This is a genomic window from Mesorhizobium sp. C372A (assembly GCF_030323245.1).
Classification (GTDB): Bacteria; Pseudomonadota; Alphaproteobacteria; order Rhizobiales; family Rhizobiaceae; genus Mesorhizobium.
The window spans coordinates 6026496-6053326 of record NZ_CP100475.1 but is presented as its reverse complement, the minus strand read 5'-3'; the positions used below and the strand labels follow the sequence as shown (position 1 = coordinate 6053326).

The following is a 26831-nucleotide window of genomic DNA, read 5'->3' as shown; positions in this document are numbered from 1 at the left end:
GCAGATTTGCGGCATCTACCCCGACTTGTCGTACAAATCGGAGAAACCGCCACGGCGCGACTTCACTGCACCGGCACGTTTTCCTTGAAGATCAGCCGTGGCTCGATGAACTTCTTCGTCAGGTAGGGCGCGGCGGACGCGATCGAGCCGAGCAGGCGGATCACAGATTGCTCCGCGATCAGCCGCGCATTCTGGTCGATGACGACATCGGCGAGGTCGTCGACGAGATAGCCGCGCGTTTCCTTGGTCAGGTCGTGGCAGATGAAGACCGGCTTCTTCTTTGGCTTGGCCTCGAGCAGCGCTCTCGCCACACCTGAGCGCCCGGCCCCGACGCAATAGATGCCGAGCAGTTCCGGCTCGTTGTGCAGCGCCTGCATCGTTGCTGTGTAGCTGCCTTCGGGTTCGTCATTGATCTCGACCGCACTCGAGACCGTGAGATTGGGGAATTCCTCTGTCAGCACCGACCGAAAACCCATTTCGCGCTCCTCGTGCCCGCGATAGGAACGCGAGCCGACGACCATCGCCAGATGACCCTGGCGGCCGTTGAGGAAGCGCCCCATCAACAGCGCCGCCGTGCGTCCGGCAACCCGGTTGTCGATGCCGACATAGGCCGAACGCGGGGCGGCTGGAACGTCGGAGACCAGGGTGACAAGGCGGATGCCTGCCTCGACCACATCGCGCAATATGTTGCGCGTTCGCGGATGATCGACGGCAATGACGCCGACGCCATTGGCCTTCAGCGACAGATTTTCAACCGCCGCCTGCAGCGCTGCCGGCGAGATGCCGCCGAGATTGTGGATCCGGCACGAGGCGACCAGCGGCAGGCGTCCCGCATAGTCCTCGATGTGCCCGGCGAGGTCGATCATGAAACCGTTGGCGCCGATCGGCAGGAAGAATTCAAGATGCGCCGGCCGCGACGGCAGCGTCACCTGATCGACCACCGGCAAATAGCCGAGCTGCTTGGCCGCCTCCATCACCCGTTGGCGGTTGGCGGCGCTCGCGCCGGCCCGGTTGTTCAGAACCCGGTCGACGGTCGCGGTCGACAGGCCGCAGCTCCTGGCTATGTCGGCAACGGTGGCTTTCATGGCTGCAGTCATAGAGCATGATCCCGAAAAGTGGGAACCGGTTTTCTCGGACAAACGGGAACCGTTTTGTCAAAAGGTCATGCTCTACAACGAGTTAGAGCGGATGCGTTTCCGTGCCAGACGGCGCGAAGACGGTTCAGCCGTGCGATGGCCCGCCTTCGATGATGGCGTCGCGGATCTCCTTGTCCGACATCCCGGTGATGATGCGTTCGACCTCGGCCACGCTGGTCTTCTTCGGGTCGATGTCGTCGGCCACCACCTTGCCCCGGCGCATGACGACGATGCGGTCAACCACCTGGAAGACATGGTGGATGTTGTGGGCGATGAAGATGCAGGAATGCCCGGAATCGCGCGCGTTGCGCACGAAGCTCAGCACGCCTTGCGTCTCGGCGACGCCGAGATTGTTGGTCGGCTCGTCGAGGATGATCAGGTCGCTGTCGAAGTGCATGGCGCGCGCGATGGCGACGGCCTGCCGCTCGCCGCCGGACAGGGAGCCGATCGGCGTCGTCGGCGGGATGTTCTTGGAGATGCCGACCTGTTTCAACAGGTCGCGGGCGACATTGTTCATCGCCTCCTGGTCCATGCGGTTCAAAAAGCGCGGCGGTTTGATCGGCTCGCGGCCGAGGAACAGGTTGCGCGCGATCGACAGCTGCGTCACCAGTGCCGAATCCTGGTAGATCGTCTCGATGCCGTGCGCGATGGCGTCGCTGGTGCTGCGCAGATTGACCTTCTTGCCGCGGATGAAAATGTCGCCGCTGGTCAGCGGCACCGCCCCCGACAACACCTTGATCAGCGTCGATTTGCCGGCGCCATTGTCGCCGAGCAGGCCGACGATCTCCCTTTCGTTGACATGAAAATTGGCGTCTTCGAGCGCCTGCACGCGCCCGTAGGACTTTTTGATGTTGGACATGCGGATGAGCGGTTCAGCCATGGTTCTAGGTCCCTGCCTGATGCCGGCGTTCCAGCCATGAGTGCAGCGCCATCATGCCGAGGATGATGGCGCCGATGAAGATGTTGTAGGCCAGCCCGGGCACGCCGATCAGCACGATGCCGTTGCGCATGACGCGCAGGATGAGGATGCCGAGCACGGTGCCGATGATGGTGCCGCGCCCACCGGTCAGCGCCGTGCCGCCGATCACCACCATGGCGATGACTTCGAGCTCGTAGCCGGTGCCGCTGTTGGGGTTGGCGGCCGACGTGCGCAGCGACGAGATGACGCCGGCAAGCGAAGCCATCACCGACGACAGCACGAACAGGCCGATCTTGACGCCGCTGACGTTGACGCCGCGCGCCCTTGCGGCGCCTGGATTGCCGCCGGCTGCCTGGATCCAGTTGCCGGTCCGGCTTTGCGTCAGCACGTAGCCCAGCGCGATGGCCGCCGCGATGAACCAGAAGAGCGACATGTAGATGCGGAACGGGCCGATGAAGAAATCACCGACCAGCGCTTCGGCCAGCCAGCTGCCCTCGGCGCTCCACGTCCGCTGCGGAAAGCCGTCAGTGACGAACAGCGCGGTGCCGCGCACCACCAGCAGCATGCCGAGCGTCACCAGGAAGGATGGGATTTTCAGCTGCGTGACGAACCAGCCATTGACCAGGCCGATGAAGGCCGCGATCAGCAGCGCGGCGAGGAAGCCGACCTCCAGCGAGGTCAGGCCGCTGTTGAACAGCGTCCACATCAGCACCGGCGAAAAGCCGAACAGCGAGCCGACCGACAGATCGAATTCACCCGACGTCATCAACAGCGTCATCGCCAGCGCGATCAGCCCGAGCTCGACGGTGAAGGCCAGCGTGTTGGAGATGTTCTGCGGCGACAGGAAATCGTGGTTGATGCTCCAGAACACCGCGATTTCGACGATGAGCAGAACGAAGGGCCCGAATTCCGGCCTCGCGATCTGGCGTTGGATGAGCGAACGGTTTTCCACTGATAACCTGCGACAGGAAGGGGAAGGCTGAGCCCAGCGCGCAACGCGAAGGGCTCGGCGAAAGACAGTCGCGACCGCGGCTGCGGCCGCGACTGTTGAAGGTCTGGGTTATTTGCCGGACAGGATGTCGTCGTAGACCTGCGCGGTGTCCTTTTCATAGAGCGCGCCGGTGATGACGTTGAAGCCCGGAGGAATGCCTGACGCCGCCATGTTGGCCAGCGACAGCGCGACGTAGCTGGTCGCCTGCGGGTCCTGCCACTGGCCGGCATTGACGTAGCCGGTCAGCACTTCCTGGGTGGTGTCGAGCGAGTTGCCCCAGCCGACGACCGGGATTTCGCCCGGCTTGATGCCGGCCTGGTCGAACACCCGCTTGATCGAGCCGGTGACCAGATCGCCGAGGCCGATGATTGCCTTGACCTTGGCCTTGTTCGCGGTGAGATAGTCGACCATGCGGTTGATGGCTTCGGCCTGGTCGAGCGTCGCTTCGGTGATCTCATAGGTGATCCCCAGCGGTTCGAAGACGCTCTTGATGCCTTCCTCTTCCTGGACGCCGTAGGTGGCGCCGGGGATTTCGACCGGCATCCAGACGAAGTCGCCCTTCTTCACCAGACCCTTGTCGACCAGATATTGCGCCCAGTGCTTGCCGAAGGTGACGTTGTCGCCGCCGACATAGGCGTCGAAGCTTGCCTTGGGATCGGGCGTGTTGAAGTTGATGATCGGGATCTTGGCGGTGTTGGCTTCCTTGGCGATTTCGATCAGGCTGCCCGGATCGGGGCTGGTGGTAACGATGCCGTCGGCCTTTGCCGAGATCGCGGCGCGCACGGCCTCCTGCTGCGAGGCAACGTCGCCATTGTGGAACGAAGTGTTGACGGTGTTGCCGGTGTCCTTCGCCCATTGCTTGGCGCCGGCCAGGAAGTAGGTCCATACCGGGTCGGCCGGGCCGCCATGCGAAATCCAGTAGAACGTCTTGGCCTGTGCCGCCGCCGGAACGGCCAGCGCCACAATCAAGCCAAGCACGAGTAATCGTAGCCTCGTCAGCATTTGCTTTCCTCCCATGTTGAAAAACGACCTCCACGTCCGGCGATGATCCGGGCCATGCCCTTGATCCTCTCCTCCTGCCAGCGCCGACCCGGATGCGCAGAGCATCTTCTTTTGCGGCCGATGGCAAGCCTCTATCCGCCCAATGGATGGTGGCGCGATGCAACGCGCCATCATCGATCCCATCAGATCGCATCAGTTAGAGGGCAATTCCAGGAAAAGTGTGAAACGGTTTTCCGTCCGGAATTGCGTCAACCATGAGATAGAGATATTTCCCGGCAAGCAGGCGGGGCTTAAACTCAGGCGCGCGGATTTTCCTGGAAGCGCTCGGCCTGGCGGTTGGGCAGCACCTTGGCCAGCCGGTCGAGCGCGAGCGCCAGCACCATCACCGCGCCGATCACGAAGGGGCTCCATGCGGCGTCGATGCCGAACAGGGTCACGCCGCTCAAGATGACCTGGACGATCAGCATGCCGATCACCGCACCGAAGACGGTGCCGCGCCCGCCGGAAAGCGAGGTGCCGCCGATGATCGCCGCGGCAATCGCCATCAGCACGAAACCGCCGCCTTGGTCGACGTCGGTAACGGGAGAGCCAAGCCACAGCGCGCCCGCCAGCCCCGAGACGACGCCCATCAGCACCAGCGTCTGCAGCCGCACAGCACCTGTCGGGATGCCGGCATAGAGCGCCGCCTGCGGATTGCTGCCGACGGCCTGGATCCGGTAGCCGAAGCGGCTGCGGTGAAGCACGAGGTGCATCACCACCGCCATTGCGACGAAGACAAAGACAGCCGTCGGCACAAGGCCGAACAGCTTGCCGTGAACGATCTCAAAGAAGTCGCCGCCTGGGCTGGCCGGAGCTGTCGCTTGCATCTTGACGGCCACCGCCGCCAGGCCCCGGAACATTGCAAAGGTGCCCAGCGTAACGACGATGGCCGGCAGTCGCAGCGCCACCACCAGCAGGCCGTTGACGAGGCCGAGCCCGGCGCCGAGCAGCACGCCGGCAAGGGCGGCAAGCCACGGGTCGATGCCGGCGGCCAGAAGGAATGCGGTGAGAAGGGCCGCGAGATGGAATATCCAGCCGACGGAAAGGTCGATCTCGCGGAGTGCGAGCACGAACACCATGCCGATCGCCAGCATGCCGGGATACGCAGCGGTTTCCAGCAACGACAGCACATTGGCCTCGTCGAGGAAATCCGGCCGGGCAAAGCCTGTAATCGCCACAAGGACAACGAGCCCGATGAGCGGCCTGAGTTCGACGGGCAGGCGAAGGCTGCGCTTCGGGTGGGCAGCCGAACCGGCAAGCTGTAGCATGGGATCCAATCGTGTCATGCCATGGCTCCCACGAGTTTCTTTTTCGGCCGCTCCGCCTCCGGCATCTCGCCGGTGGTGGTCAGTTGCAGCACTGTCCTTCGCTTCATCTCGGCGCCGGACAGCTCGCCGGCGACCCGGCCGCGGTGGAAGACAAGGACGCGGTTGCTGAGGTTGGTCAGTTCGGACGGCTCGACCGAACGCAGCAAAACGATACAGCCATTGGCTGCCATCTGCCGGATCAGCGCATAGATCTTGCGCTTGGCAGCCGCCTCGATACCGCCAGCCGGATTGTCTAGGAGCAGCACTTGCGGCGCCGTCTCCAGCCATTTGGCGATTACGATCTTCTGCTGATCGCCGGCCAGCAGCGAATTCACCGGCGCGTCCGGCAGGCCCTTGATGCGCAGCGCATCGATCTGCCTTGCGGCGGCGGCGAGCGCGGCCTTGGGCGAGTAGCGGCGCGACCCCCAGTTGCGGGCGCCGGTAGCGATGTTGCCTATGTTGAAGGCCAGCGACCGGTCGGGCATCAGGCCGTTGCACAGGCGGTTGGCCGGCACCAGGCCGATGCCGCGCCGCGCCGCTTCGGTCGGATTTCCAGGCAAGCCGTAGCCGTCGGGGAGCCGCACCCTGCCGCTTTGCGCCTTGCGCAGGCCAAACAGCATCTCGAACAGGTGTTCAACGCCTGACCCCTCAAGCCCGGCCAAGCCGAGGATCTCGCCGGAGCGGGCGGTGAAGCTGACGCCGGAAATCCGGCCGCCGCTCAGACCCTCCACCGTGATCCGCGGCCTTATCGTGCTGGCATTGGCCGGCAGTGCAGGCGGGAACAGGCTGCCGCGCTGCTGGCCGATCATGGCGTCGATCACATCGGCTTCGCTCAACGCCGAGCGCTCACTTGTCAGCACGTCACGGCCGTTGCGCATCACGGTGACCTGGTCTGCGATCGCAAACACATCCTCCAGCCGGTGCGAGACATAGAGCACGCTCGTGCCCTTGGCCTTGAGGTCACTTAGTACGGTGAACAGGTGCTCGGTCTGGCGCCGGTCGAGCGCAGAATTCGGTTCATCGAGGATCAGCAGCCTCGGGCCTTCCAGAATTGCGCGGCCGAGTTCGACATATTGCCGTTCGCCCATGCCGAGTTGTCCCACAGGAGCGTGGACATCGACGTCGAGCTTGAGTTGCCGAAGCAAGGTGCGGCTGCGTGCCTCCATCTCGCGCCTGGAGACGAAGCCATTGCGCAACGGCTCGCGATTGACGAACAGATTGGCCAGCACCGAGCGGTCGGCAAACAGGCCGAGCCCCTGGTGGACGACGCCGAAGCTGTGCTTGCGTGCAGCGATCGGGCTGTCGACGGTGACCATCTGGTCGCCGACGCGGATGGTGCCGCTGTTGGGCCGGAGCACGCCGGCAAGCACCTTTACCAGCGTCGACTTTCCGGCGCCGCTTTCACCGACGACAGCATGGATGGTCCCCTGTCCGACAGACAGGTTCATATCTCTGAGCGCGACAACGCCGCCATAACGCATGGCGAGATTGCGCACCGATATCATCGGCAAACCGAGCATGCGATTCGGCCCCCACAGACCGCGCCCCGATCCTGGAGCGAATTTCCGATACAGTCACCCGGATTCCGCTAACAAACGGCTTACAGGGACCGGATAGGAACGTTTATCGGCTATCCGTTCGTCCCGCTGCTCCGAAATCAGATCAGGTCGGCCTTGGCGAGGTCCCGCATGAGATGGCTGGCGCCGTAGGTCCAGTGCGGGCAATCGGGCGACAGAAGCACGCGGTTCACCAGCGCGCCGAATTTCTCCGACGAGATGGTAACGATGTCGCCGATCTTGTGGGTGAATCCCTTGCCCTTCTCGCCGCGATCCTTCGACGGCACGAACATGGTGCCGAGATAAAGCGCCAAGCCGTCGGGATACTGGTGGTGCGGCCCCATGGCGGCCGCGACCAGCTCTTCGGGCGAACGGCTGATCTCGGCCATCGAGCTCGCGCCCTCCAGCGAAAACCCGTCCTCGCCCTCGACCTTCAGCCGCACAGTGGCGCGCTTGACATCGTCGATGGAAAAGCTTGCGTCGAACAACCGGATGAAGGGCCCAAGCGAGGCCGAGGCATTGTTGTCCTTGGCCTTGCCGAGCAGCAGCGCCGAGCGTCCCTCGACGTCGCGCAGATTGACGTCGTTGCCGATGGTCGCGCCGACGATCTTGCCGGTGCTGGCGGCGATCATGGCGATCTCCGGCTCGGGGTTGTTCCAGGTGGAGACAGGATGCAGCCCGACATCGGCGCCGAAGCCGACGGACGCCATCGGCTGGCATTTGGTGAAGATCTCGGCGTCGGGGCCGATGCCGACTTCCAGATATTGCGACCAGGCGCCGCGCTGGATGAGCTTGGCCTTGATCTCAATCGCTTCGGGTGAGCCGGGCTTCAGCTTCGACAGATCGTGGCCGATCAGCCCGGCAATGTCGGCGCGGATGGCGTCGGCCTTTTCCGCCGAGCCGCGCGCCTGCTCCTCGATGACGCGTTCGAGCAGGCTGACCACGAAGGTCACGCCCGACGCCTTCACCGCCTGCAGGTCGACAGGCGAGAGCAGATAGGGTTTTGCCGGATCGCGGGTGGCCTGAAAACTGTTGGCGGCGATCGCGTCGAGCGAGCCGATCGGTTCGCCCTTGGCAGAGCGCACGTGTCCGGCCGGATCGGCCATCTCGCAGATGTCGCGCACTGTGGGTGCGGTGGTCGAGGTGACGTCGAAAACGATCCCGTCGCGCACGGTGACCACCAGAGGATGCGAGGCATCGCTTGCCCTGGCTCGGCCGATGAAGAGCCCGTCGGCGGGAAGCTGCGTTGGGTTCGTCATGGCTTACGGTCCTTTGATGATCGAGATGGCAGCTGGGCCGCGGCACTTTCACCGGATTCACGCCAAAGGTCTATCCCGTGGCGCAGGCAATTGTCGGTTCTGACATGAGGCCCGCTCTTTCAAAAAAATGAAACTAGCACTAGAATTTTCATTTTCCGCATACTCCAGGTGAAGCCTTGCCCACACCGTTTTCCGTTCCGATCTGGCAGAAGCCGCAGACCGCATCCGCCTTCCAGTTGCTCGTCACTGCGCCGGTCGACGTTGCCATCGTCGGCGGCGGCTTCATGGGCCTGTCGACCGCCTTGCACGCAGCCCGGCTCGGTCTCGGTGTACAGGTGCTGGAGGCCGGCGGGATCGGCCAGGGCGCCTCGGGCCTCAATGGCGGCCAGGTCATTCCCGGCCTGAAATATGATCCCGAATGGCTGCTCGAGCATTTCGGCCCCGAGCGTGGCCGGGCGCTGGTCGATTTCGCCGCCTCGGCGGCGGATACGGTGTTCGATCTCATCCGCGACGAAAAGCTGGCGGTGCCGTTCACGCGCAAGGGCTGGATCCAGGCCGCGCATACCGAAACCGCATTGAAAGCGGCGGCGAACAGGGATCTTCAATGGCGGGCGCGTGGCGCCGATGTCCGGCTTCTGAATGAAAGCGAGATCGCCGATATGACCGGCGCGCAAGGCTATCTCGGCGGCTGGCTCGACCGCCGCGCCGGCGTCATCGATCCGCTCGCCTATACAGTGGAACTGGCGCGCATCGCTGCCGCCGCCGGCGCCAGCATTGCCGAGCGGCAGAAGGTGGTGAAACTCCGCAAGGAGGCCGGCCTTTGGCGTGTTTCAACCGAAAACGGCGCCGAGGTGCGGGCGAAAGCGATTGTCCTGGCGACGAACGCCTATACCGATGGACTGCTTCCGGGCCTCGCCGAAACGATCGTGCCGCTGCATTCCTTCCAGGTCGCCACCGCGCCGCTGTCATCCAACCTTGCGGCAACGATCCTGCCCGAGGGACAAGCCGTATCGGACTCGCGCCGCATCCTCGTCTATTACCGCAAGACCGTCGACGGCCGGCTGGTGCTTGGCGGCCGTGGCCGCATGGCGCTTCCCAGGAGCGAGGCCGACTGGGCGCATCTGCAGCGCGCGCTGGTGCGGCTTTATCCCGCGCTCTCCGATGTCGCCATCGAGAAACGCTGGTTCGGTCGCGTGGCGATGACGCCGGATCATCTGCCGCACATCCACGAACCTGAAAAGGGCCTGCTCGCCGTGGTCGGTTGCCAGGGCAGGGGCGTCGGCCTGATGACCGCGCTGGGAAAACGCATGGCGGGCTATTTGGCAAACGGTGAGGCAGCGCAATTGCCGTTCCCGCTGTCGCCGATCCGGCCGATTCCGTTCCACGCCTTTCGCCAGATCGGCGTCGCCGCGACGATCGCCTGGTACCGCATGCTCGACGCCTTCGAGCGCTGATTGCGCGCCGGCCGTTTAGGCCTCGTGGATTCAGCTTGACAGTTTCATGAATATGAAAAAAGCTAAGTCGATTTCATATTTCCATTGAGCAGCCTGATGTCGACCGTCGTTGCGTCTGAAGCGCCAGCAGGCTCCGCCCGGGGCTTCCGCTTCGCCATGTTGCTGCCGGGCGGGCTGGTCACCTTCTTCCTGATCCTGTTTGCCCTCGGCCTGGTGCTGTTCCTCGCTTTGCGCGGCAATGACGGCTCGCTGCTCGGCGTCGGCTTCACGGCAGGCAACTTCATCACCGTGGTCTCCGATCCGCTCTACTGGACGGTGACGCTGCGCTCGCTGGTGATCGCCGGCCTGGTGACGCTGGCGACCGTCGTCACCGCCTATCCCGTCGCCTACTATCTCGCCTTCCATGCCGGCCGCCGCCGCAGCCTGCTTTTGTTTCTGGTGACCCTGCCGTTCTGGACCAGCTATCTCCTGCGCGTCTTCGCCTGGAAGATCGTGCTCGCCTACAACGGCGTCTTGAACTCGGCGCTGATCGAAAGCGGCATCTGGTCGGAGCCGACGCTGGCCTTCCTCAACACGCCGGCGGCGGTGGTCGTCACGCTGGCGCATGCCTATGCGCCCTTCGCCATCCTGCCGATCTATGTGGCGCTGGACACCATCCCGAAATCACTGCTCGAAGCCGCCTCCGATCTCGGCGCCAGACCGTTCACGGCGTTTCGCCGCGTCGTCTTGCCCAATTCGATGCCGGGCGTTCTGGCGGCCGCCCTCGTCGTCTTTGTGCCGACGGTCGGCGACTATGTCACCCCGGCCATGGTCGGCGGTCCCGCCAGCACCATGATCGGCACATTGATCCAGTCGCAGTTCGGCAAGGCCAATGACTGGCCGTTCGGGGCGGCACTTTCAGTCTGCGTGATGCTGGTCATCCTCTGCGTGGTGCTGGTCGCACGCGGCGCCGACCGCAGATTCGGCAGCCGCACATGAGCGCCGCGCGGAGAGATGATGGCCGCGGCTGGCTCGGCGTCTATGTGCTTGCCTATCTCGTCTTCCTCTATCTGCCGGTGCTGTTGATCCCGCTGTTTTCCTTCAACAACTCCATCCAGGCCGCGTTTCCGCTGCAGGGCTTCACGCTCGAATGGTATGCCACGCTCTATGGCAATCCGGCGCTGTCCGGCGCGCTTTTGAACAGTCTCGTCATTGGCGTCGTGGCCGCCGCCGGCGCCACGCTCTGCGGCATCACCGTCTCCTATATGGACCTCTACGGTCGTTCGCCGCTCGCCGCCACCATCAGCGCCATCTCCAGGCTGCCGATCCTGATCCCCGGCGTCATCGTCGGCATATCGTTGCTGATCCTCGTCAATCTCATCGGCCTCGGCCCGTCGCGCATCGCCATCGTTCTCGGCCACATACTGGTGGCGCTGCCGACCACCGTGGTGATCATGCGCAGCCGGTTTGCCGCAATTCCGAAAACCATTCGCGAGGCCGCACTCGATCTCGGCGCTTCCGACTGGACGACCTTCCGGCGGGTGATGTTGCCGCTCTCGCTGCCGGCCATCGTCTCGGCCTTCATGCTGGCCTTTCTGATTTCCTTCGACGAGTTCATCGTCGTCTTCTTCCTCGCCGGCACCGAGCCGACGCTGCCGCTCTACATCTGGAGCCAACTGCGTTTTCCTCGCTCGCTGCCGACCGTGATGGCGCTGGGGACAGCTATCCTTGCTGTGTCAGTCATCATCGCCGGCATCGCCGAAATCCTGCGCCATCGCGGGCTGAGCACAGCCCGTCGGACGGCGCCCACCAGTCCAGCCTGAACCATAACAAAAGAGGAGAACCGAAATGGCATTCGACCCGAAATCAATTACTGGGCTGAAATCGATCACTGGCCCGAAATCGATCACTGCAAAGACAGCCCGCACCGGGCTTGCCGCGCTTGCAATCGTCCTGTCGTCGACTGTCGCCTTCGCCGCCGACAAGCTGCAATATTTCACTTGGTCCGGCTATGAACTGCCAGACTTCAACAAGAGCTTCCTGACGGCCCATCCCGATGGCGTCGAGGCCTCGATCTTCGGCGACGACGACGATGCCTTCACCAAGGTCAAGGCCGGCTTCCGCCCCGATATCGCCCATCCCTGCTACGACAAGGTGGCGCGCTGGAACAAGGAAGGCCTGCTGCAGCCGATCGATACCAAGCGCATCAAGAACTGGGATTCGATCTTCCCGGTGTTCAAGAACCTGCCCGACATCCAGGCCGGCGACGGCAAGGTCTGGATGGTGCCGTGGGATTGGGGCAACACCTCGATCCTCTACCGCACCGATCTGGTGAAGAACCCGGAAGCGAGCTGGAACCTTCTGTGGGACAAGCAATATGCCGGCCGCATGGCGACCATCGATGCCGTGCATGACACGCCGATCGTTGCAGCACTTCTGGCCGGCGTAAACCCCTTCGATATGACGCCGGAGCAGATGGACAAGGTGGCGGAAAAATTGCGCGAGCAGCGTCCGCTGCTCTCCAACTACACCACCGACATGACCTCGGTCGAACAGGCGCTGGCCAGCGGCCAGCTGGTCGCCGCCATGACCTGGAACGCGTCGGCAACCTCGCTGAAGAAGCAGGGCGTGCCGGTCGAGTTCATGAAGCCGAAGGAGGGCATGCTGACCTGGGCCTGCGGCTTCGTCATGCTCAAGGACGCCAAAAACGTCGACCTCGCCTATGACTTCATCAACAGCCGGCTCGACGCCGACTCGGGTAAGTACCTGATCCAGGCCTACGGCTATGGCAGCTCGCTGAGCACCGCCTTCGCCGGCGTGGCGAAGGACGAACTGGACAAGCTGCAATTGCCGGCGGACCCGGAGGTGATGCTGAAGACCACCATCTTCACCGGCCCGATGAAGCAGAACGACGATGTGGCGAAGATGTTCGAGAAAGTGAAGGCGGGCGGGTGAGGGATCCATCGCCGACGGTTGCGCTGCCCCTCACCTGCCTGCCGGCATCCTCTCCCCGTATAGTGACGGGGAGAGGGGCGCTGTCACCAGCGATTTCGCAAATCGCAAACGTTGCAGAAATGGCGCCGAGTTTGCGACCAGCCGCTTTCTCCCCGTCACTATACGGGGAGAAATGTCCGGCAGGACAATGAGGGCAGCGCCGACGGCAGGTAATTGTGACTAATCTCCTGAAGCCGCGGGTCTTGCCGCCGCGCCAAAGACTGCAACAAGGACCAACTGATGGACATGCTTGAAGCGAAACCAAAGGCCGACGCCGACATTCGCGTCGGCCGGCGCGTGCGGGCGCTGCGGCTGGAGCGCAATTTGTCGTTGGCCGAGCTGGCAGCAAAAGCCGGCGTCTCCATTGGTGCGCTGAGCCAGATCGAGCGCGGCCTGTCTTCGCTGCGCGTCAAGGTGATCTGGCCGCTTGCGGCCGCGCTCGACATCGAGCCTTTGGCGCTGATCACCGACGGCAACGAAGCCGCCAACGATCTCTATTGCGTGCGCGCCGACAAAAGGCGGCAGCTCCCGGTCAAGTCGGAAGGCATCGCCAAGGCGCTGCTGTCGCCGCCGGGCGCGGCGCTGACCGGCCTCTTGGTGACCGTGGAAGCCGATGGCGGCACGGCGGAAGCCTATGCGCATATCGGTCACGAGTTCGGCTATGTCCTGTCGGGCGAGGTCGAACTGGTGGTGGACTCGACAAAATACGTGCTGAAGAGCGGCGACTCCTTTGCCTTCAAGAGCACGCTTCTGCACGCCTTCCGCAATCCCGGCACCGAGCCTTGCCAGATCCTCTGGGTCAACACCACCAAGCCGTCCGAGGTTCGCGATGGCGCCTGATGCGCTGGTACGCCTGGACACGGTCTCGAAGGTTTTCCCCGGCGGCATTGTCGGGCTCGACGCCGTCGATCTCGACATTATCAGCGGCGAGTTCATCACCCTGCTCGGGCCCTCGGGCTGCGGCAAGACCACCAGCCTGCGCGTCATTGCCGGTTTCGAGAGCCCGTCGAGCGGCAAGGTGCTGCTCGATGGTCGCGACATCACCGCGCTCAGGCCGTTCGACCGTCCCGTCAACACCGTGTTCCAGGATTATGCGCTGTTCCCGCATATGAAGGTCGCCGAGAATGTCGGCTTCGGCCTGTCGCTGCGCAAACTGTCCGGCGCCGAGCAGGCAAAGCGCGTCCGCGAAGCCCTCGACATGGTCGGCCTCGCCGACAAGCTCGGCGCCCGCGTTTCCGAACTGTCGGGTGGCCAGCGCCAGCGCGTCGCGCTCGCCCGCGCCATAGTCTGCGAGCCGCGCGTTCTGTTGCTCGATGAACCGCTGTCGGCGCTCGATGCGCATCTGCGCGAACAGATGCAGGTCGAACTGAAGCGGCTGCAGTCGCGGCTCGGCACCACCTTCGTCATGGTCACCCACGACCAGACCGAAGCGCTGTCGATCTCCGACCGCATCGTCGTCATGAACAAGGGCCGCATCGAGCAGATCGCGCCGCCGGCTACGCTTTACGACCGGCCGGCGACGAAATTCGTCGCAAGCTTCATCGGCACCATGAACCTCTTGCAATCGCGCTTCATCGGCCGCGACGGCGACCGCCTGCGCTTCGCCGCTGGCGGGCTTTCGCTGGAAGCAACATCTGAAACCGGCGACACACCCGGCGAAGGCACTGAGCGCACCATCGGCGTTCGCCCCGAGGACTTGCTGGCCACCACCGATGCCGCCGCCGGCACCGCGCCGGCGCGCGTCAACTCCATCGTCTTCCACGGCCGCACGCTGCGGCTGCATGCTGAGCTGGGGCAGGGATTGCCGGTGGTGATCGATGCGCCGCGCCAGGCCGAGGGCTTTCAATTCAGCGTCGGCGACGTGGCGCATATCAGCCTGCGCCGTGGTGCCAACTGCCCTATGCTGCCAAGCTGATCCAACCCAATCCCTTCATCGACGGTTGGATTTAACCTGCTGTGAAGATCGCCAAGGTGGAATTAAGTGTGAATTGACTCGCAAAGGAACATATTCCTACTTTGCGGGATGCCCGAACTAAGCACCCGACCGCGCCGAAATGTGCAAACCCTCTGCTTGGCGCATCAAGTCGGGCAGCTAATTCGTGTTCGATGTCGGAACTGCAACATCACTCGACACTATCTGCCTGGCGATCTCGCAAAGCTGGTTGGTGATATCCCCTTTTGGGATGTGGAGCGGCACATGCGGTGCGAGCGCTGCAAAGGTCGTGAGCTCGATGCAGGCATCATTCTGCCAAGCGCTGCTGAACGCCTTAAAATTCGCGTCAGACGTCTTGTCGAAATCCGCATGGTTCGCCGGGTAATCTGGCGAGACGACGATTGAGGAGAGCCGATTTCGGGCTAAAACAGAGACCCTTGGGCCGGGGCCTGTGGTGGGAACTTGATCTGTGTGGCTGGCTTCTCAACGATCACCAACGCGTCGTTGGGCGCCGTCCGCTGCAAATGCCGTGCTTTCGACCATGGCGCCGTCAGCCAAGCCTCGGTTTCCTCCGGCGTGGTGAGGATCACGGGCATAGCCTTCTCATGGATCGGCGCAATGAGAGCATTAGGCTTGGTGGTCATGAAGGCGTATAGCTCGAAGTCGCCGGGACCGTCCTTGACCTTTCGCACGCCCTGCCAAGACGTCCAGAAACCAGCGAAGAAGAACAACGGCCGGCTCTCGCCACGGGCAAACCAGTAATTTCGCTGGATTCCTGTTTCCGGGTCTTTATCGTTCGCCGCAGGGCTGGGCTCGGCAAAGCTGGTCACCGGCACGACACATCTGTGCTCGACCCCCACATATTGCTGCCAGTGCGAATATTGCGGATTGCGAACGTTGGTGGTGCCGTAGTCGGCCTTACCTTTCATGCGCTCGGGCGGCGTTGGCAAACCCCAAAGCAGTTTCGCCAGTTCACGCTCCCCATCCGCCCTGTTGCGAACGACAAGCCCAGGTTGATTGGGATAGACATCAAGCGAAGGTTCGAGGTTGCCGCTGATATCGTGCAATGTGCGGGTCCATTGGCGGACCGCCTCTTGCGTCGTCGTGATGTTGTAGAGGTTGCACATGCACCCAGCATTGCGGAATTGGCTTTTGTCTGCAACCGAAGTCGCTGTCCGACGCCGCCGCAATCGTCGTCACACAGCCGCGCTATATCCATCGTCCTGACACACCGTGTCAGCTGTCGTGCGGGTAAAGGTGGCGGGCCGGCAAGCGCTTCCCTACTTCAAACCAGTCTGAACAGGAGGAACACACATGACCATCGCGGATGTTGCCAAGGATTTCACCGAAATGCTCCAGCAGGGGGATCACCTGGGTGCTGGTGAAAAGTACAATGCCGATGATATCGTCAGCCTCGAAGCCATGGAGGGGCCGATGGCCATCGCCCGTGGCAAGGAGGCTCTCAGGCAAAAGGGCGAATGGTGGCAAGCGAACCACGAAGTCCATGGCGGCTCTGTCGAAGGCCCCTATGTCAACGGCGACCAGTTCGCGGTGCGCTTCAAGTTCGACATAACGCCCCAGGCCACCGGCGAACGGGTCACCATGGACGAGGTTGGCCTGTACACGGTCAAGAACGGCAAGATCACCGAAGAGCGCTTCTACTACTGAGCCCGGGTGCCGTCGGGTTCCGGCGCGCGCTTCGCTGCACGACCCAAAAACCAGGCGGCCGGGACAAAGTCCTGGCCGCAGTGGGAAAAGCTCAAATGGTCTTCACATACTGCGCCAGCTGATCGGCCACCGTGCCCCAGCCGTCGAAGAACCCCATCTCTTCATGATTGTTGCGGGTAGCCTCGTCGCGATGGATGGCCGTTGCCGTGTAGCGCGTGCCCTTGTCATCCGACTGAAGCGAAATGACTGCGGTGATGAAGGGCTCGCCCGAGGGCCGATAGCCCGGCAGCAGCGCATCGGTCCACACCAGCCGCTCGTTCGGCACGATCTCGAGATAGCAGCAATGGCGGTCGTTGACCTCCTTGCCGTCGGGCGATTGCATGCGCGTCCGGAACAGTCCGCCCGGACGAAGGTCGATCTCGCAATCGGTGATCAGCCAGGGCTTGGGCGTGAACCATTGCTTGACATGCTCCGGCACCGTCATCGCGCTCCACAAGAGTTCGCGCGGCGCGTCGAGCTTGCGCTCCAGCACAAGGTCCAGTCTGGGGTCGGGCTTGAAGGGATAGCTCACTTTTCTTGCTCCTTGAGGCTCATCACATAGGCGTCAAATTGATCGAGTCGGCGCTCCCACAGCGTGCGCTGTTCGGCCAGCCAGTTTTCGGCGAGCTGCAGCGGTTCGGGCGCCAGCTGATAGGTCCTGGTGCGGCCGATTTTTTCCGATCGCACCAGTCCGCAGCCTTCCAGCACTTTCAGATGCTCGATGAAGGAAGGCAGCGCCATCTCGAAAGGCTGCGCCAACTCGCTGACCGAGGCGGGACTGCGGTTCAACCGCTCGACCACGCGCCGCCGCGTCGGGTCAGCCAGCGCGCGGAAGATGCCGTCGATCGGCGGGAGACTTGTAGTTGGGGCGTGGAGGCTTGGCATGGGCGATCCTGAGGTCCGTCGACGGGTATGGAAAGATACTTAGGAAAATTCCTTAGTATTGGCAAGCCCTAAAAATGGGCTGATGTGACCGGGGTGCTGGCAAAGCGGGAAGGACGGTTTTAGGCTGTCCGGCGGATTCGACCACCAGCCCAAGGAAGTGCGTTTTGACGATCACCATGTACGGCATCACCACCTGCGACACGATCAGGAAGGCGCGCACCTGGCTGGAGGGCCACGATGTGCCTTACCGTTTTCACGACTACCGGGCCGAGGGGATAGAGGTGGGCAGACTGGATGGATGGATCGGCAAGGTTGGCTGGGAAAAGCTGCTCAACAAGGGCAGCACGACCTTCCGCGAACTGCCCGACAAGCACAAGCAAGGGCTCGACGAGAAGAAGGCCAGGAAGCTGATGCTGGCCAACCCGACGATGATCAAGCGCCCGGTGCTCGAGGTCGGGGATGAGATTTTGGTGGGGTTCAAGCCGAAGGCTTATGAAGGGGTGGTGAAGTAGCGTAGCCTTGCCTCGTCAGCCTATGGCGTAGCAAGGAGCGAAGCGACGCAGCGCAGACCCGAGGATGACGAACGCGTGGGGCGATCGCTAACTGTGAAGGCTTTCGCTTGCGGCGTATGCAGCGGTTCGCTGTCTCTCAACCCGTCCCGCGCAAATACCCCGCCAACGCCACCGCATTGTTATGCGCCTCGTCATGTGCGCCATAAAGCAGCGTCACCTTGGCCTTGCCGAGCAAGCCACGCAGTTGCGCCACCGCTTCGCTATTCCCATCCAGTTCGACCGAATACCGCACCTGAAACTCCGCCCACCGCGCCGGCTCATGTCCGAACCACTTCCGCAATTCATCGCTCGGCGCGATGTCCTTCAGCCACAGCGTCAGCGCGGCATCCTCCTTGCTGACGCCGCGCGGCCAGATGCGATCGACCAGCACCCGCTGCCCGTCATCGGGCGCGGGTGCTTCGTAAATTCGCTTGACCGTCAAGTCGAAGGCCATCCGCCCCTCCGCGAACTTTACGCCCACTCACCCTTGCGCATCACCGGCACCTTGCGGCCATCCTCGTGGACGCCGTCTATGTCGATCTTGTCCGAGCCGATCATCCAGTCGATGTGGATAAAACTCTTGTTGCCGCCGCGCTGGGCGATTTCGTCCTGGCTGAGCGAGGCGCCGTCGACGAAGCATTTTGAATAGCACTGCCCGAGCGCTATGTGGCAGGCGGCGTTCTCGTCGAACAGCGTGTTGAAGAACAGCAGGCCGCTGGCCGAGATCGGCGAGGAATGCGGCACCAGCGCCACCTCGCCGAGCCGGCGCGAACCCTCGTCGGTGTCGAGCACTTTCTTCAGCACGTCCTCGCCCTTCGAAGCCTTGGCCTCGACGATCCTGCCGTCCTCGAAGCGCACCGAGATATCGTCGATCAGCGTGCCCTGGTAGGACAGCGGCTTGGTCGAGGAGACATGGCCGGAGACGCGCCGTGCATGCGGCGTGGTGAAGACCTCCTCGGTCGGGATGTTCGGATTGCAGGTGACGCCGTTCTTGGCAGTCGAGGCGCCGCCCATCCATTCATGGCCATCGGCCAGCCCGACGGTGAGGTCGGTGCCCGGGCCGCTGAAATGCAGATCATGGAAATTGTGCTCGTTCAGCCACTTTGTGCGGCCGCGCAGCGCTGCATTGTGCGCCGTCCAGTTTGCGATCGGGTCTTCCACATCGACCCGTGATGCCGAAAAGATCGCATCGGCAAGCTTGACCACGGCGACATCGTCGGCATCGCCGGGGAAGACCTGCTTGGCCCAGGCGAGATCCGGGTAGGCGACGATGTTCCAGTTGATGTCGAAGCCGGTGATCTTTTCCAGCGCCGGTTGGTAGGCCATCGAGTTCGCCTTGTTGGCGCGCGCCACTTTCGCCGGGTCCTGCGCCGACAACAGCGACGGGTCCTCGCCGCGCACGGCAAGCCGCGCCGCATTGTTGGAAAAGGCCTTCGCCATGCCTTCATACATCCAGCCGGCGGCGCGGTCGAAGCCGGTATCCGCCCCGTAGCGGAAGCGCGCCAGCGTGATCTCGTCATCGTTGAAGATCGGCGTTACCAGCCCGGCGCCCGCCTTGTAAGCGTGCTCGACGATGCGCCTGGTCAGCGGCAGGGCTGCGATCGACGAGGTCAGCACCAGATCCTGCCCCGGCTGCAATTGCAGCCCGACCTTGATGGCGACTTCCGCCAGCCTGTCGAGCTTCACCGGGTCGATCGTTGCGGAAACGCCGCGCGAATGTGTGGTCATGATCCTGCCTGTCTTGGTCTAGGGGGTGAAGCTTCCAACATAGATCGGCGCGGCTGTGCTTTCCAGCACTGTCGCGACGGACAGCCCTAGGCAGCGCTTTCCAGCGCGCTGAACTGCGCCACGGTCGCCGCGATTTCCTCGCGGATCCAGATCTTGAAATCGCGCACCTTGCGGCTTTCGGTCTTGGTCGCCGAGGTCACCAGCCAGTAGCCGAGGCCGCTCTGCGCCCGCACGCCGAAAGGCGCGACGAGGCGGCCGTCGGCCAGCGCATCGGCGGCCAGCAATTGCCAGCCGAGCATGACGCCATGGCCGGCGATCGCCGATTCCAGGCACAGCATCGGGTCGGTGAAGCGCGCGCCCTTGCGGAAGCTGACCGGCTCGGCCCCGGCAGCCTTGAACCAGCTCTCCCAGTTGATCATCGCCCGCTCGTCGGTGATGGCGCAGGTCTGCGCGAGGTCTTCGATCGATTTCAGTTTCTCGGCGATCACCGGCGCGCAGACCGGGAAGACTTCCTGCGCCAGAAGCAGCTCCGCCCGCCCGCTCGGCCATTTGCCGTCGCCAAGCCGGATGGCGATGTCGATGTCGGAGCGCTCGAGATCGGCCAGCCGCACCGAGGCGTCGATGCGCAGCAGCACGTTGGGATGGCGGTCGAAATGCCGCGACAATCGCGGCAGCAGCCATTTCGAAGCGAAGGCCGGCGCCACCGAAACCACCAGCGTGCACTGGCTTGCCTCGTCGGCCAGCGCCACCGCTTGCGCCAGCTCGCGAAAACCGGCGCCCAGCCGGGCGGAAAAAACCGTGCCGAACTCGGTCAGCACCAGCCCGCTCGCCGTTCGTTCGAACAGCGCCTGTCCAAGCTGCTTTTCGGTGCGGTTGATCTGCTGGCTGACGGCGCTGACGGATACGTTGAGCTCGCCGGCAGCGGCCGCCAGCGAGCCGAGGCGGGCGACGGTTTCGACGGCGCGCAGGCCGTTGAGATGGACGCGGTTCAGCATAGCCATTCCAGTTTTTCTAAACCGGCGCGGCTGAAATCTCAATTGAAAGACAGCCCGACAAGGCAGATTTTAGTGGGACAGTCAGACCGAGGAGGCGAGGATGACGATCGTATCATTGTTCAAGATCTTAGCCGCTGCCGGCCTCCGGCCGGACCGCTATGATGGGATGCACGGCGGCGATGTCATCGACTGGGTTACCGACCCATTGTCGCATCCGGTGCTGGACACCATGTCGGAACGCGAACTCGGAGATATCCCGTTCCGGCTGACGGCGCGCCGCACCGCCTACGAGACCGGGGCGGTCGGCTGCGGCTGAGATGCGGGGGCGTTAGTCGCGCCCGCTGGCCCAACACAAAGCGGATTGTTTCATCGGTCGCCAATTCTATGGTGCGCTGCAATGAACGCCGCTCCATCACCCTTGCGCCTTGCTCTCGCTGGCATGATCGCCATGGCCGTCGCCATGGGCATTGGCCGTTTCGTCTACACGCCGATCCTGCCCGGAATGATGGAAGAACTGCATCTGTCGCCGGCCGATGCCGGCTGGATCGCGTCGGCCAATTATCTCGGCTACCTCGTCGGCGCGCTTGCGGCGGCAGGCGGCTGGGCGCATGGGCGCGAGCGCCTGCTGATGTTTGGCGGCCTTGCCGCCAGTGCTGCGCTCGCCGCCCTGATGGGGCTGAGTGAGACGATGACCGCCTTTGTCGTCCTCCGCTTCCTTGCCGGTCTCGCCAGCGCCTTCGTCATGGTGTTCATGGCCTCGATCGTCTTCGGTCACCTGGCAGCCGCCAACAGAAGCGACCTGCAGGCGCTGCATTTCGGCGGCGTCGGCCTCGGCATCGCGGCATCCTCAGCGCTGATGGCGGTTCTGGTCACCGAACATGCCGGCTGGGCTTCGGGCTGGCTGTGGTCGGCAGCGATTTCCGCCGGCGGCCTTGCGATGGTCGCCTTGCTCGCCGGCGGCACCGCACCTGGCCGCGGCGTGGCCGACCGCGAACCGGCACTGCCGAGGGACCGGTCGTTGGCAAAAGTCATCGTTGCCTACGGCCTGTTCGGCTTCGGCTATGTGGTGACGGCGACCTTCCTGGTCGCCATCGTGCGCCAGGGCGGCGGCGGCCGCGTCTTCGAGGCAAGCGTCTGGATGGTCACCGGCCTTGCCGGCTTTCCCTCGGTCTGGCTGTGGCAGAAGGTAGCGGCACGGATCGGGCTTTATACCGCCTATGCCGTGGGCTGCCTGGTCGAGGTGGTCGGCGTCACCGCCAGCGTCGCCATCGGCGGCACCGCCGGGCCGCTGCTGGCGGGCGTCCTGCTCGGCGGCACCTTCATCGCCATCACCGCGCTCGGCCTGCAGACGGCAAGGCAGCTCGTGCCGGAGGCGCCGCGCCGGATTTTTGCGCTGATGACCGCTTCCTTCGGCATCGGCCAGATCGTCGGCCCGATCGTCGCCGGACTGCTGGCGCAAGCCTCGGGCAACTTCTTCCTGGCCTCGATCGTCGCTGCTGGCGTATTGCTGGTATCTGCTGGGATCACCTGGTCGGCCGCGCCAAAATCGCCATGATTGTGGTCTTGCTCGATGCCGGGCATCGGGTACGGGCATTTGCTTTCCACCTAATGTGTGACTTTATGCCCGCCGAACCCCGCTGATTTGCGCACCGACCGAGGATTTCACCACAGTGTTCGTATCCTTCTTCCCGCAGCCGAAGCTGTTTTTCATCTCGGCCGTCGTCTGGACTGCGGTTCTCGTGGCAGCCTGGTTCCTCGGTGCTGACCAGCTTGGCGCGTTTCTCGGCTTGCCTCCGGCTCTTGCCGACGCGCCGCCCATCATAGGCGTCTCGGTGTTCTGGTCGCCTCCGTTCCTCTGGTTCTACATCTACTATGCGCTTGGCGTTTTGATATTCTATGGCTTCTGGCACTGGTATTCTCCGCACCCGTGGGACCAATGGTCTATCCTCGGCAGTTCGCTGCTCCTGTTCACGACCTACTTTCAGGTGCAGGTAAGCGTGGCGATCAACGCATGGTATGGACCATTCTGGGACCTCATTCAGGGCATCGTTAGCAAAACGGTCAAGGCAACCGAGGCTGATCTTTACGCTCAAATAATCACTTTCCTCGGTATCGCTCTTGTCGCGGTTACCGTGTTCGTTTTGACAAACTTCTTCGTCAGCCACTGGGTGTTTCGCTGGCGCACTGCGATGAACAATTACTACATGTCCTATTGGCCGAAGCTGCGCCATATTGAGGGCGCTGCACAGCGTGTGCAGGAAGACACGATGCGGTTTTCCAAGATAATGGAAGACCTTGGCACTAGCTTCGTCGATTCCATCATGACGCTTATCGCTTTCATGCCGATCCTGCTCAGTTATTCTAAGCATGTCACAGAGTTGCCATTGATCGGTCATGTTCCTCAGCCGCTGGTTTTGGCTGCGATCTTCTGGGCAGTCTTCGGTACAGTCATCATTGCGACCGCAGGCATCAAGCTTCCTGGCTTGCAGTTTCGTAACCAGCGCGTCGAGGCAGCATATCGCAAGGAACTCGTCTACGGTGAGGACGATCCGGCCCGGGCGCAGCCGCAGACCGTCGCGGAGCTGTTTGCGAGTGTGCGGCAAAACTACTTTCGCCTGTATTTCCACTATGTGTATTTCAACGTGGTCCGCTATCTTTATCTTCAGACCAACAACGTCTTCTCCTACTTCCTGATGGTGCCTTCCATGATCGCTGGAACGCTGACGCTGGGTCTCATCAACCAGGTCAGTTCAGCCTTCAGTCAGGTAACCAACTCATTCCAGTATCTCGTCAATTCTTGGTCGACGATTGTCGAGCTTCTGTCAGTTCACAAGCGCCTTCGCGCCTTCGAGGCGACGATTCGCGGCGAGCCGCTGCCCGACATTGACCGCCACTTCATGGAGCGTCAGGAACAGGCAAAGGAACCCGACCCGGCTTGATCCTATTTGCACAGACGGTTGGCGGCTCAGCCGCCCACCGCCGCCTGCCTCTCGCTACCACGTTGCCGCTGCACATAATCGCGAAAACTGATGCATTCGACGTCGGCTTTCACGCACGTCTCGTCGGCAAAGCGCTCCAGCGCGTTCCAGTAGGCGCCGTCATTCATCAGCGTGAAATGGAAGCTCAGCACCAGCGGGATGCGCTTGCCCTGATATTGCTTGTCGAAGGCGGCGCGGAACGCCTGGTAGGTCCGATCGCTGAACTCGGCTGCCTGGCTCGGCCGCTCGAAGCCGCCGGAATGCCGGACATAGAGATTGTAGTCCATGGCGATCACCGGCCTTGAATTCGGGCCTTCCGGGATCTGTGGCAGCGAAAAGCGGGTCAGGCCGCCGCCGGTCGGCGGCTCGACCGGGCCATTCGAAACGCCGCTGGCGTCATAGTGGTAGTCGGCTTCAGCCAGGGCCTCGTAGAGACCTTTGCCGGTCGAGAGGTAGGGTGCGCGAAAGCCGACAACGGCATGGGCGATAGCGCGCCAGCCTGCCGGCTCGGGCGCAATGCCGTTGATCGCATAGGCGTTCTCCAGAATGTGCCCGAACGAGGCGAATTCCTTCAGCCAGTCGGCCTTGCTCCAGTCCTTGCCGTCGAAGTGGCCGCAGCCATGGCTGGCGATGTCGTGGCCCTCCGCCGCGGCAAGCCCGATCTGGTCGAGCCGATCGGCTACTTCCTGTTTCGAGGCGGCAAAACCGATGTTGGATTTGCCCGCGGACTTGCCCGGCGCGGTGTATTCGGCGCGCGTCTGCTGCGACAACAGGAACACGCAGGACAGAAAGTAGGTGAAATGCGCGCCGGTGCGCTTGGCCAGTGCCCGGCTGCGCTGCCATTGCGAGATCTCCCGGGCGCTGTCGAACGAGATGATGACGATTTGCTTCGGCTTTGCCGGGGCAGGCGGCGCCGGCGGGTCGGCGAAAGCAGTGCCCGCCATGCCAAGCACGGCTGAGGAAAACGCAACAACGCGGGACAAACGTGGCATCGGCAATCTGGGCTTGATCTGGAGGCAGTCCAAGCCGGCTATCGGCAAAATGTGGCGTGGGTGCGATCAATGTCGGGAGCTATGCGCCCGGCGATTAGCCGATTTTCCTGCCGAGCCCCTTCCATGCCCGCGAAATTTCGCTAAAACGCGGGCTCAAGAAGCGCCCCTGTTGGGGCAGCAATGGTTTTGATTGATGTCCGACGACAGTTTTATCCGCGAAGTCAACGACGAGATCCGTCGCGAAAAGGCGCAGGTGCTTTGGGATCGTTTCGGCCCGGCGATCCTTGTCCTCGCCGTCCTGGTGGTGCTCGGCACCGCTGCCTTCGTCGGCTACCGCTATTGGGACGAGACCCGCGCCAACCGCTCGGGCGATGCGTTTTCGCAGGCGCTGAAGCTTGCCAATGACGGCAAGAGCGACGAGTCGCTGACAGCACTCGAACAGCTGGAAAAGGATGGCTACGGCGCCTATCCACTGCTCGCCCGTATGCGCGCCGCAACCGTCAAGGCCGACAAGGGCGACTTTGCCGCCGCCGCTACGGATTTCGATGGCGTCGCCGCCGACACCGCCATTCCGCAGGGCATTCGCGACATGGCGCGCCTGCGGGCCGCCCTGCTGCTCGTCGATCACGGCTCCTTCGCCGACGTCTCCAGCCGCGTCGAGGCGCTGACCGCCGACAACAACACGCTGCGCCACACAGCGCGCGAAGCGCTCGGCCTTGCCGCCTGGAAGGAAGGCAAGACCCAGGATGCGCTGAAACTGTTCGACCAGATCGCCGCCGATGACGGCGCCCCGCGCAACGCGCGCCAGCGGGCGACGCTGATGTCGGAATTGATCCGCGGCTCGGGCGCGTCATGATACGCATCGCCCAAAGCCTGCCCTCGGGCCTGACCCAAGGGCGCGCTGCGGTTTGGGCGATGATATGGATAGCCGGATGAGCTTCAAAGTCGCCATTATCGGCCGGCCCAATGTCGGCAAATCGACGCTTTTCAACCGATTGGTGGGACGGAAGCTGGCGCTTGTCGACGACACGCCGGGCGTCACCCGCGACCGTCGCGTCCACGCGGCCAAACTCTACGATCTGCATTTCGATGTCATCGACACCGCCGGTTTCGAAGACGCCGCCGCCTCGACGTTGCCCGGCCGCATGCGCGCGCAGACCGAGATCGCGATCCGCGAAGCCGACCTGATCTTCTTCACCATCGACGCCAAGTCCGGGCTTTTGCCCGACGACCGCACCTTTGCCGAAATCGTGCGCAAGTCCGGCAAGCCGGTCGTGCTGGTCGCCAACAAGGCCGAGGCCAAGGGCGCCCAGGGCGGCATGCTGGAAGCCTGGGAACTGGGCTTGGGCGAGCCGATCCCGGTCTCGGCCGAGCACGGCCAGGGCATGCCCGATCTGCGCGACGCGGTGATCGAGGCGCTGGGCAAAGACCGCGCCTTCGGCGAGGAAGAAGACGAGGCCGAGGACGTCGCCGCCAGCGAGGTGCTGATCGGCGAGGACATCACCGATCCCGACGCCGAACCCGCCTATGACGACACCAAGCCGATGCGCATCGCCGTCGTCGGCCGGCCCAATGCCGGCAAGTCGACGCTGATCAACGCGTTGATCGGCGAGGAGCGGCTGCTGACCGGCCCGGAAGCCGGCATCACCCGCGATTCCATCTCCGTCGACTGGGACTGGCATGGCCGCCGGCTAAAACTGTTCGACACTGCCGGCATGCGCCGCAAGGCCAGGATCCACGAGAAGCTGGAAGTGATGTCGGTGCAGGACGGCTTGCGCGCCATCCGCTTTGCCGAGATCGTCATCATCGTGCTCGACGCCACCATCCCGTTCGAGAAGCAGGATCTGCAGATCGCCGACCTGATCATCCGCGAGGGCAGGGCGCCGGTCATCGCCTTCAACAAATGGGACCTGATCGACAATCCGCAGGAACTGCTGACGGAACTGCGCGAAAAGACCACACGGCTTTTGCCGCAGGTGCGCGGCATCCAGGCGGTGACGGTTTCGGCCGAGACCGGCCGCAGCCTCGACAAGCTGATGGATGCCGTCATCAAGACGCACAAGGTGTGGAACAGCCGCGTTTCCACCGGCAAGCTCAACCGTTGGCTGGAAAGCATTCTGGCGCATCACCCGCCACCCGCCGTCGCCGGCCGCCGGCTCAAGGTCAAATATGTCACCCAGGCCAAGACCCGGCCACCGGGTTTCGTCGTCCAGTGCTCGCGGCCCGACGCGATGCCGCAATCCTACGTGCGCTACCTCTCCAACAGCCTGCGCGAAGCCTTCGACATGCCCGGCGTGCCGATCCGGATAGCGCTGCGGACTTCGGACAACCCGTTCGCGGGGAGAGCGAACAAGCGCAAGTGAGCGATGACGGTTGCGGAATTCTCCGCAAGATTGGCGGGACAGCACCCCCCTCTGCCCTGCCGG

27 protein-coding genes are annotated in these 26831 nt (G+C 63.2%); 13 read left to right on the top strand and 14 right to left on the bottom strand.

The genetic code is table 11. The features are described 5' to 3' along the window. Positions 1-62: 62 nt before the first annotated feature. From NLY42_RS29305 to NLY42_RS29275, 7 genes are all read right to left on the bottom strand, one after another. Entirely contained in the window at positions 63-1085 is a 1023-nt protein-coding gene (locus NLY42_RS29305; protein WP_023668516.1) for a LacI family DNA-binding transcriptional regulator, read from the bottom strand. 136 nt (positions 1086-1221) lie between these two features. After that, complete coding sequence (locus NLY42_RS29300) at positions 1222-2016, bottom strand: ATP-binding cassette domain-containing protein (RefSeq protein WP_023668515.1); 795 nt, start codon at positions 2014-2016, stop codon at positions 1222-1224. Between the two features lie 4 nt (positions 2017-2020). Then, positions 2021-3007, bottom strand: a complete 987-nt coding sequence (locus NLY42_RS29295; RefSeq protein ID WP_023696604.1) for an ABC transporter permease — start codon at positions 3005-3007, stop codon at positions 2021-2023. Between the two features lie 108 nt (positions 3008-3115). After that, positions 3116-4048: a substrate-binding domain-containing protein gene (locus tag NLY42_RS29290; RefSeq protein ID WP_023687083.1), complete on the bottom strand. Its 933-nt coding sequence runs from the start codon at positions 4046-4048 to the stop codon at positions 3116-3118. A gap of 296 nt (positions 4049-4344) precedes the next feature. Beyond that, positions 4345-5373 carry an ABC transporter permease gene (locus NLY42_RS29285; protein ID WP_198022180.1) on the bottom strand — a complete coding sequence of 343 codons (1029 nt, stop codon included), beginning with the start codon at positions 5371-5373 and terminating at the stop codon, positions 4345-4347. Beyond that, positions 5370-6914, bottom strand: coding sequence for a sugar ABC transporter ATP-binding protein (locus NLY42_RS29280; RefSeq protein WP_050591081.1), 1545 nt, complete (start codon positions 6912-6914; stop codon positions 5370-5372). The genes NLY42_RS29285 and NLY42_RS29280 overlap by 4 nt, the downstream gene beginning before the upstream one ends. Before the next feature lie 137 nt (positions 6915-7051). After that, entirely contained in the window at positions 7052-8209 is a 1158-nt protein-coding gene (locus NLY42_RS29275) for a fumarylacetoacetate hydrolase family protein (protein WP_023740667.1), read from the bottom strand. A gap of 176 nt (positions 8210-8385) precedes the next feature. On the opposite strand from NLY42_RS29275, the gene NLY42_RS29270 reads away from it, so the two are divergent. The 6 genes from NLY42_RS29270 to NLY42_RS29245 all read left to right on the top strand — a co-directional run bounded on the left by NLY42_RS29270 (position 8386) and on the right by NLY42_RS29245 (position 14551). Further along, the gene (locus NLY42_RS29270; RefSeq protein WP_023754067.1) at positions 8386-9663 is read left to right on the top strand and encodes an NAD(P)/FAD-dependent oxidoreductase; all 1278 of its coding nucleotides are present in this window, start codon (positions 8386-8388) and stop codon (positions 9661-9663) included. Positions 9664-9759: 96 nt separating this feature from the next. Then, positions 9760-10641 (top strand): ABC transporter permease, encoded by an 882-nt coding sequence (locus NLY42_RS29265; RefSeq protein ID WP_023754068.1) that lies wholly within the window; start codon positions 9760-9762, stop codon positions 10639-10641. Beyond that, the gene (locus NLY42_RS29260; RefSeq protein ID WP_023709184.1) at positions 10638-11465 is read left to right on the top strand and encodes an ABC transporter permease; all 828 of its coding nucleotides are present in this window, start codon (positions 10638-10640) and stop codon (positions 11463-11465) included. Before NLY42_RS29265 ends, NLY42_RS29260 begins: the two co-directional genes overlap by 4 nt. A 25-nt stretch (positions 11466-11490) precedes the next feature. Continuing rightward, positions 11491-12597, top strand: coding sequence for an ABC transporter substrate-binding protein (locus tag NLY42_RS29255; RefSeq protein ID WP_023668506.1), 1107 nt, complete (start codon positions 11491-11493; stop codon positions 12595-12597). A gap of 279 nt (positions 12598-12876) precedes the next feature. Next, on the top strand, positions 12877-13476 hold the full coding sequence (locus NLY42_RS29250) for a helix-turn-helix domain-containing protein (RefSeq protein WP_023668505.1): 600 nt from the start codon (positions 12877-12879) through the stop codon (positions 13474-13476). Beyond that, positions 13466-14551: an ABC transporter ATP-binding protein gene (locus NLY42_RS29245; RefSeq protein WP_023668504.1), complete on the top strand. Its 1086-nt coding sequence runs from the start codon at positions 13466-13468 to the stop codon at positions 14549-14551. Before NLY42_RS29250 ends, NLY42_RS29245 begins: the two co-directional genes overlap by 11 nt. Positions 14552-14991: 440 nt before the next feature. Here NLY42_RS29245 and NLY42_RS29240 read toward each other — a convergent pair whose 3' ends face one another. Then, positions 14992-15696 carry an SOS response-associated peptidase gene (locus tag NLY42_RS29240; RefSeq protein WP_023668503.1) on the bottom strand — a complete coding sequence of 235 codons (705 nt, stop codon included), beginning with the start codon at positions 15694-15696 and terminating at the stop codon, positions 14992-14994. A 187-nt stretch (positions 15697-15883) separates the two neighbouring features. On the opposite strand from NLY42_RS29240, the gene NLY42_RS29235 reads away from it, so the two are divergent. Next, positions 15884-16237, top strand: coding sequence for a nuclear transport factor 2 family protein (locus tag NLY42_RS29235; protein WP_023754069.1), 354 nt, complete (start codon positions 15884-15886; stop codon positions 16235-16237). A gap of 91 nt (positions 16238-16328) precedes the next feature. On the opposite strand, the gene NLY42_RS29230 is transcribed toward NLY42_RS29235, so the two are convergent. Both NLY42_RS29230 and NLY42_RS29225 read right to left on the bottom strand, forming a co-directional pair. Further along, a complete protein-coding gene (locus NLY42_RS29230; protein WP_023668501.1) occupies positions 16329-16808 on the bottom strand; it encodes an SRPBCC family protein in 480 nt (159 codons plus the stop codon). Further along, positions 16805-17161 (bottom strand): ArsR/SmtB family transcription factor, encoded by a 357-nt coding sequence (locus NLY42_RS29225; RefSeq protein ID WP_023687094.1) that lies wholly within the window; start codon positions 17159-17161, stop codon positions 16805-16807. Before NLY42_RS29225 ends, NLY42_RS29230 begins: the two co-directional genes overlap by 4 nt. 164 nt (positions 17162-17325) lie before the next feature. Here NLY42_RS29225 and NLY42_RS29220 point away from each other — a divergent pair, with 164 nt between their 5' ends. Further along, positions 17326-17673: an ArsC family reductase gene (locus NLY42_RS29220; RefSeq protein WP_023754070.1), complete on the top strand. Its 348-nt coding sequence runs from the start codon at positions 17326-17328 to the stop codon at positions 17671-17673. Between the two features lie 136 nt (positions 17674-17809). Here the strand turns inward: NLY42_RS29220 and NLY42_RS29215 are convergent, their stop codons facing one another. The 3 genes from NLY42_RS29215 to NLY42_RS29205 all read right to left on the bottom strand — a co-directional run bounded on the left by NLY42_RS29215 (position 17810) and on the right by NLY42_RS29205 (position 20441). Beyond that, the gene (locus tag NLY42_RS29215) at positions 17810-18166 is read right to left on the bottom strand and encodes a DUF488 domain-containing protein (protein WP_023716129.1); all 357 of its coding nucleotides are present in this window, start codon (positions 18164-18166) and stop codon (positions 17810-17812) included. Between the two features lie 17 nt (positions 18167-18183). Continuing rightward, positions 18184-19440: an aminopeptidase gene (locus NLY42_RS29210; protein WP_023754071.1), complete on the bottom strand. Its 1257-nt coding sequence runs from the start codon at positions 19438-19440 to the stop codon at positions 18184-18186. Positions 19441-19526: 86 nt separating this feature from the next. Then, the gene (locus tag NLY42_RS29205; RefSeq protein ID WP_023754072.1) at positions 19527-20441 is read right to left on the bottom strand and encodes a LysR substrate-binding domain-containing protein; all 915 of its coding nucleotides are present in this window, start codon (positions 20439-20441) and stop codon (positions 19527-19529) included. Between the two features lie 94 nt (positions 20442-20535). Between NLY42_RS29205 and NLY42_RS29200 the strand changes: the two genes are divergently transcribed. The 3 genes from NLY42_RS29200 to sbmA all read left to right on the top strand — a co-directional run bounded on the left by NLY42_RS29200 (position 20536) and on the right by sbmA (position 23374). Beyond that, positions 20536-20751, top strand: a complete 216-nt coding sequence (locus NLY42_RS29200; RefSeq protein WP_023668495.1) for a hypothetical protein — start codon at positions 20536-20538, stop codon at positions 20749-20751. An 81-nt stretch (positions 20752-20832) separates the two neighbouring features. After that, a complete protein-coding gene (locus NLY42_RS29195; RefSeq protein WP_023754073.1) occupies positions 20833-21990 on the top strand; it encodes a YbfB/YjiJ family MFS transporter in 1158 nt (385 codons plus the stop codon). Between the two features lie 115 nt (positions 21991-22105). Next, on the top strand, positions 22106-23374 hold the full coding sequence (gene sbmA / locus NLY42_RS29190) for a peptide antibiotic transporter SbmA (protein WP_023687099.1): 1269 nt from the start codon (positions 22106-22108) through the stop codon (positions 23372-23374). A gap of 26 nt (positions 23375-23400) precedes the next feature. On the opposite strand, the gene NLY42_RS29185 is transcribed toward sbmA, so the two are convergent. Next, the gene (locus NLY42_RS29185; RefSeq protein ID WP_023756380.1) at positions 23401-24405 is read right to left on the bottom strand and encodes a polysaccharide deacetylase family protein; all 1005 of its coding nucleotides are present in this window, start codon (positions 24403-24405) and stop codon (positions 23401-23403) included. A 193-nt stretch (positions 24406-24598) separates the two neighbouring features. Between NLY42_RS29185 and NLY42_RS29180 the strand changes: the two genes are divergently transcribed. Further along, positions 24599-25261 carry a tetratricopeptide repeat protein gene (locus NLY42_RS29180; protein WP_023754074.1) on the top strand — a complete coding sequence of 221 codons (663 nt, stop codon included), beginning with the start codon at positions 24599-24601 and terminating at the stop codon, positions 25259-25261. Between the two features lie 76 nt (positions 25262-25337). Continuing rightward, positions 25338-26768: a ribosome biogenesis GTPase Der gene (gene der / locus NLY42_RS29175; RefSeq protein WP_023668490.1), complete on the top strand. Its 1431-nt coding sequence runs from the start codon at positions 25338-25340 to the stop codon at positions 26766-26768. Positions 26769-26831 lie beyond the last annotated feature (63 nt).

Bases quoted from the DNA above. Each gene is read 5' to 3' on its own strand.
- NLY42_RS29305 (WP_023668516.1), bottom strand. From the start codon at position 1,085: ATGAAAGCCACCGTTGCCGACATAGCCAGGAGCTGCGGCCTGTCGACC.
- NLY42_RS29300 (WP_023668515.1), bottom strand. From the start codon at position 2,016: ATGGCTGAACCGCTCATCCGCATGTCCAACATCAAAAAGTCCTACGGG.
- NLY42_RS29290 (WP_023687083.1), bottom strand. From the start codon at position 4,048: ATGCTGACGAGGCTACGATTACTCGTGCTTGGCTTGATTGTGGCGCTG.
- NLY42_RS29285 (WP_198022180.1), bottom strand. From the start codon at position 5,373: ATGACACGATTGGATCCCATGCTACAGCTTGCCGGTTCGGCTGCCCAC.
- NLY42_RS29280 (WP_050591081.1), bottom strand. From the start codon at position 6,914: ATGCTCGGTTTGCCGATGATATCGGTGCGCAATCTCGCCATGCGTTAT.
- NLY42_RS29275 (WP_023740667.1), bottom strand. From the start codon at position 8,209: ATGACGAACCCAACGCAGCTTCCCGCCGACGGGCTCTTCATCGGCCGA.
- NLY42_RS29265 (WP_023754068.1), top strand. From the start codon at position 9,760: ATGTCGACCGTCGTTGCGTCTGAAGCGCCAGCAGGCTCCGCCCGGGGC.
- NLY42_RS29260 (WP_023709184.1), top strand. From the start codon at position 10,638: ATGAGCGCCGCGCGGAGAGATGATGGCCGCGGCTGGCTCGGCGTCTAT.
- NLY42_RS29255 (WP_023668506.1), top strand. From the start codon at position 11,491: ATGGCATTCGACCCGAAATCAATTACTGGGCTGAAATCGATCACTGGC.
- NLY42_RS29250 (WP_023668505.1), top strand. From the start codon at position 12,877: ATGGACATGCTTGAAGCGAAACCAAAGGCCGACGCCGACATTCGCGTC.
- NLY42_RS29245 (WP_023668504.1), top strand. From the start codon at position 13,466: ATGGCGCCTGATGCGCTGGTACGCCTGGACACGGTCTCGAAGGTTTTC.
- NLY42_RS29240 (WP_023668503.1), bottom strand. From the start codon at position 15,696: ATGTGCAACCTCTACAACATCACGACGACGCAAGAGGCGGTCCGCCAA.
- NLY42_RS29235 (WP_023754069.1), top strand. From the start codon at position 15,884: ATGACCATCGCGGATGTTGCCAAGGATTTCACCGAAATGCTCCAGCAG.
- NLY42_RS29225 (WP_023687094.1), bottom strand. From the start codon at position 17,161: ATGCCAAGCCTCCACGCCCCAACTACAAGTCTCCCGCCGATCGACGGC.
- NLY42_RS29215 (WP_023716129.1), bottom strand. From the start codon at position 18,166: ATGGCCTTCGACTTGACGGTCAAGCGAATTTACGAAGCACCCGCGCCC.
- NLY42_RS29210 (WP_023754071.1), bottom strand. From the start codon at position 19,440: ATGACCACACATTCGCGCGGCGTTTCCGCAACGATCGACCCGGTGAAG.
- NLY42_RS29205 (WP_023754072.1), bottom strand. From the start codon at position 20,441: ATGGCTATGCTGAACCGCGTCCATCTCAACGGCCTGCGCGCCGTCGAA.
- NLY42_RS29200 (WP_023668495.1), top strand. From the start codon at position 20,536: ATGACGATCGTATCATTGTTCAAGATCTTAGCCGCTGCCGGCCTCCGG.
- NLY42_RS29195 (WP_023754073.1), top strand. From the start codon at position 20,833: ATGAACGCCGCTCCATCACCCTTGCGCCTTGCTCTCGCTGGCATGATC.
- NLY42_RS29185 (WP_023756380.1), bottom strand. From the start codon at position 24,405: ATGCCACGTTTGTCCCGCGTTGTTGCGTTTTCCTCAGCCGTGCTTGGC.
- NLY42_RS29180 (WP_023754074.1), top strand. From the start codon at position 24,599: ATGTCCGACGACAGTTTTATCCGCGAAGTCAACGACGAGATCCGTCGC.
- der (WP_023668490.1), top strand. From the start codon at position 25,338: ATGAGCTTCAAAGTCGCCATTATCGGCCGGCCCAATGTCGGCAAATCG.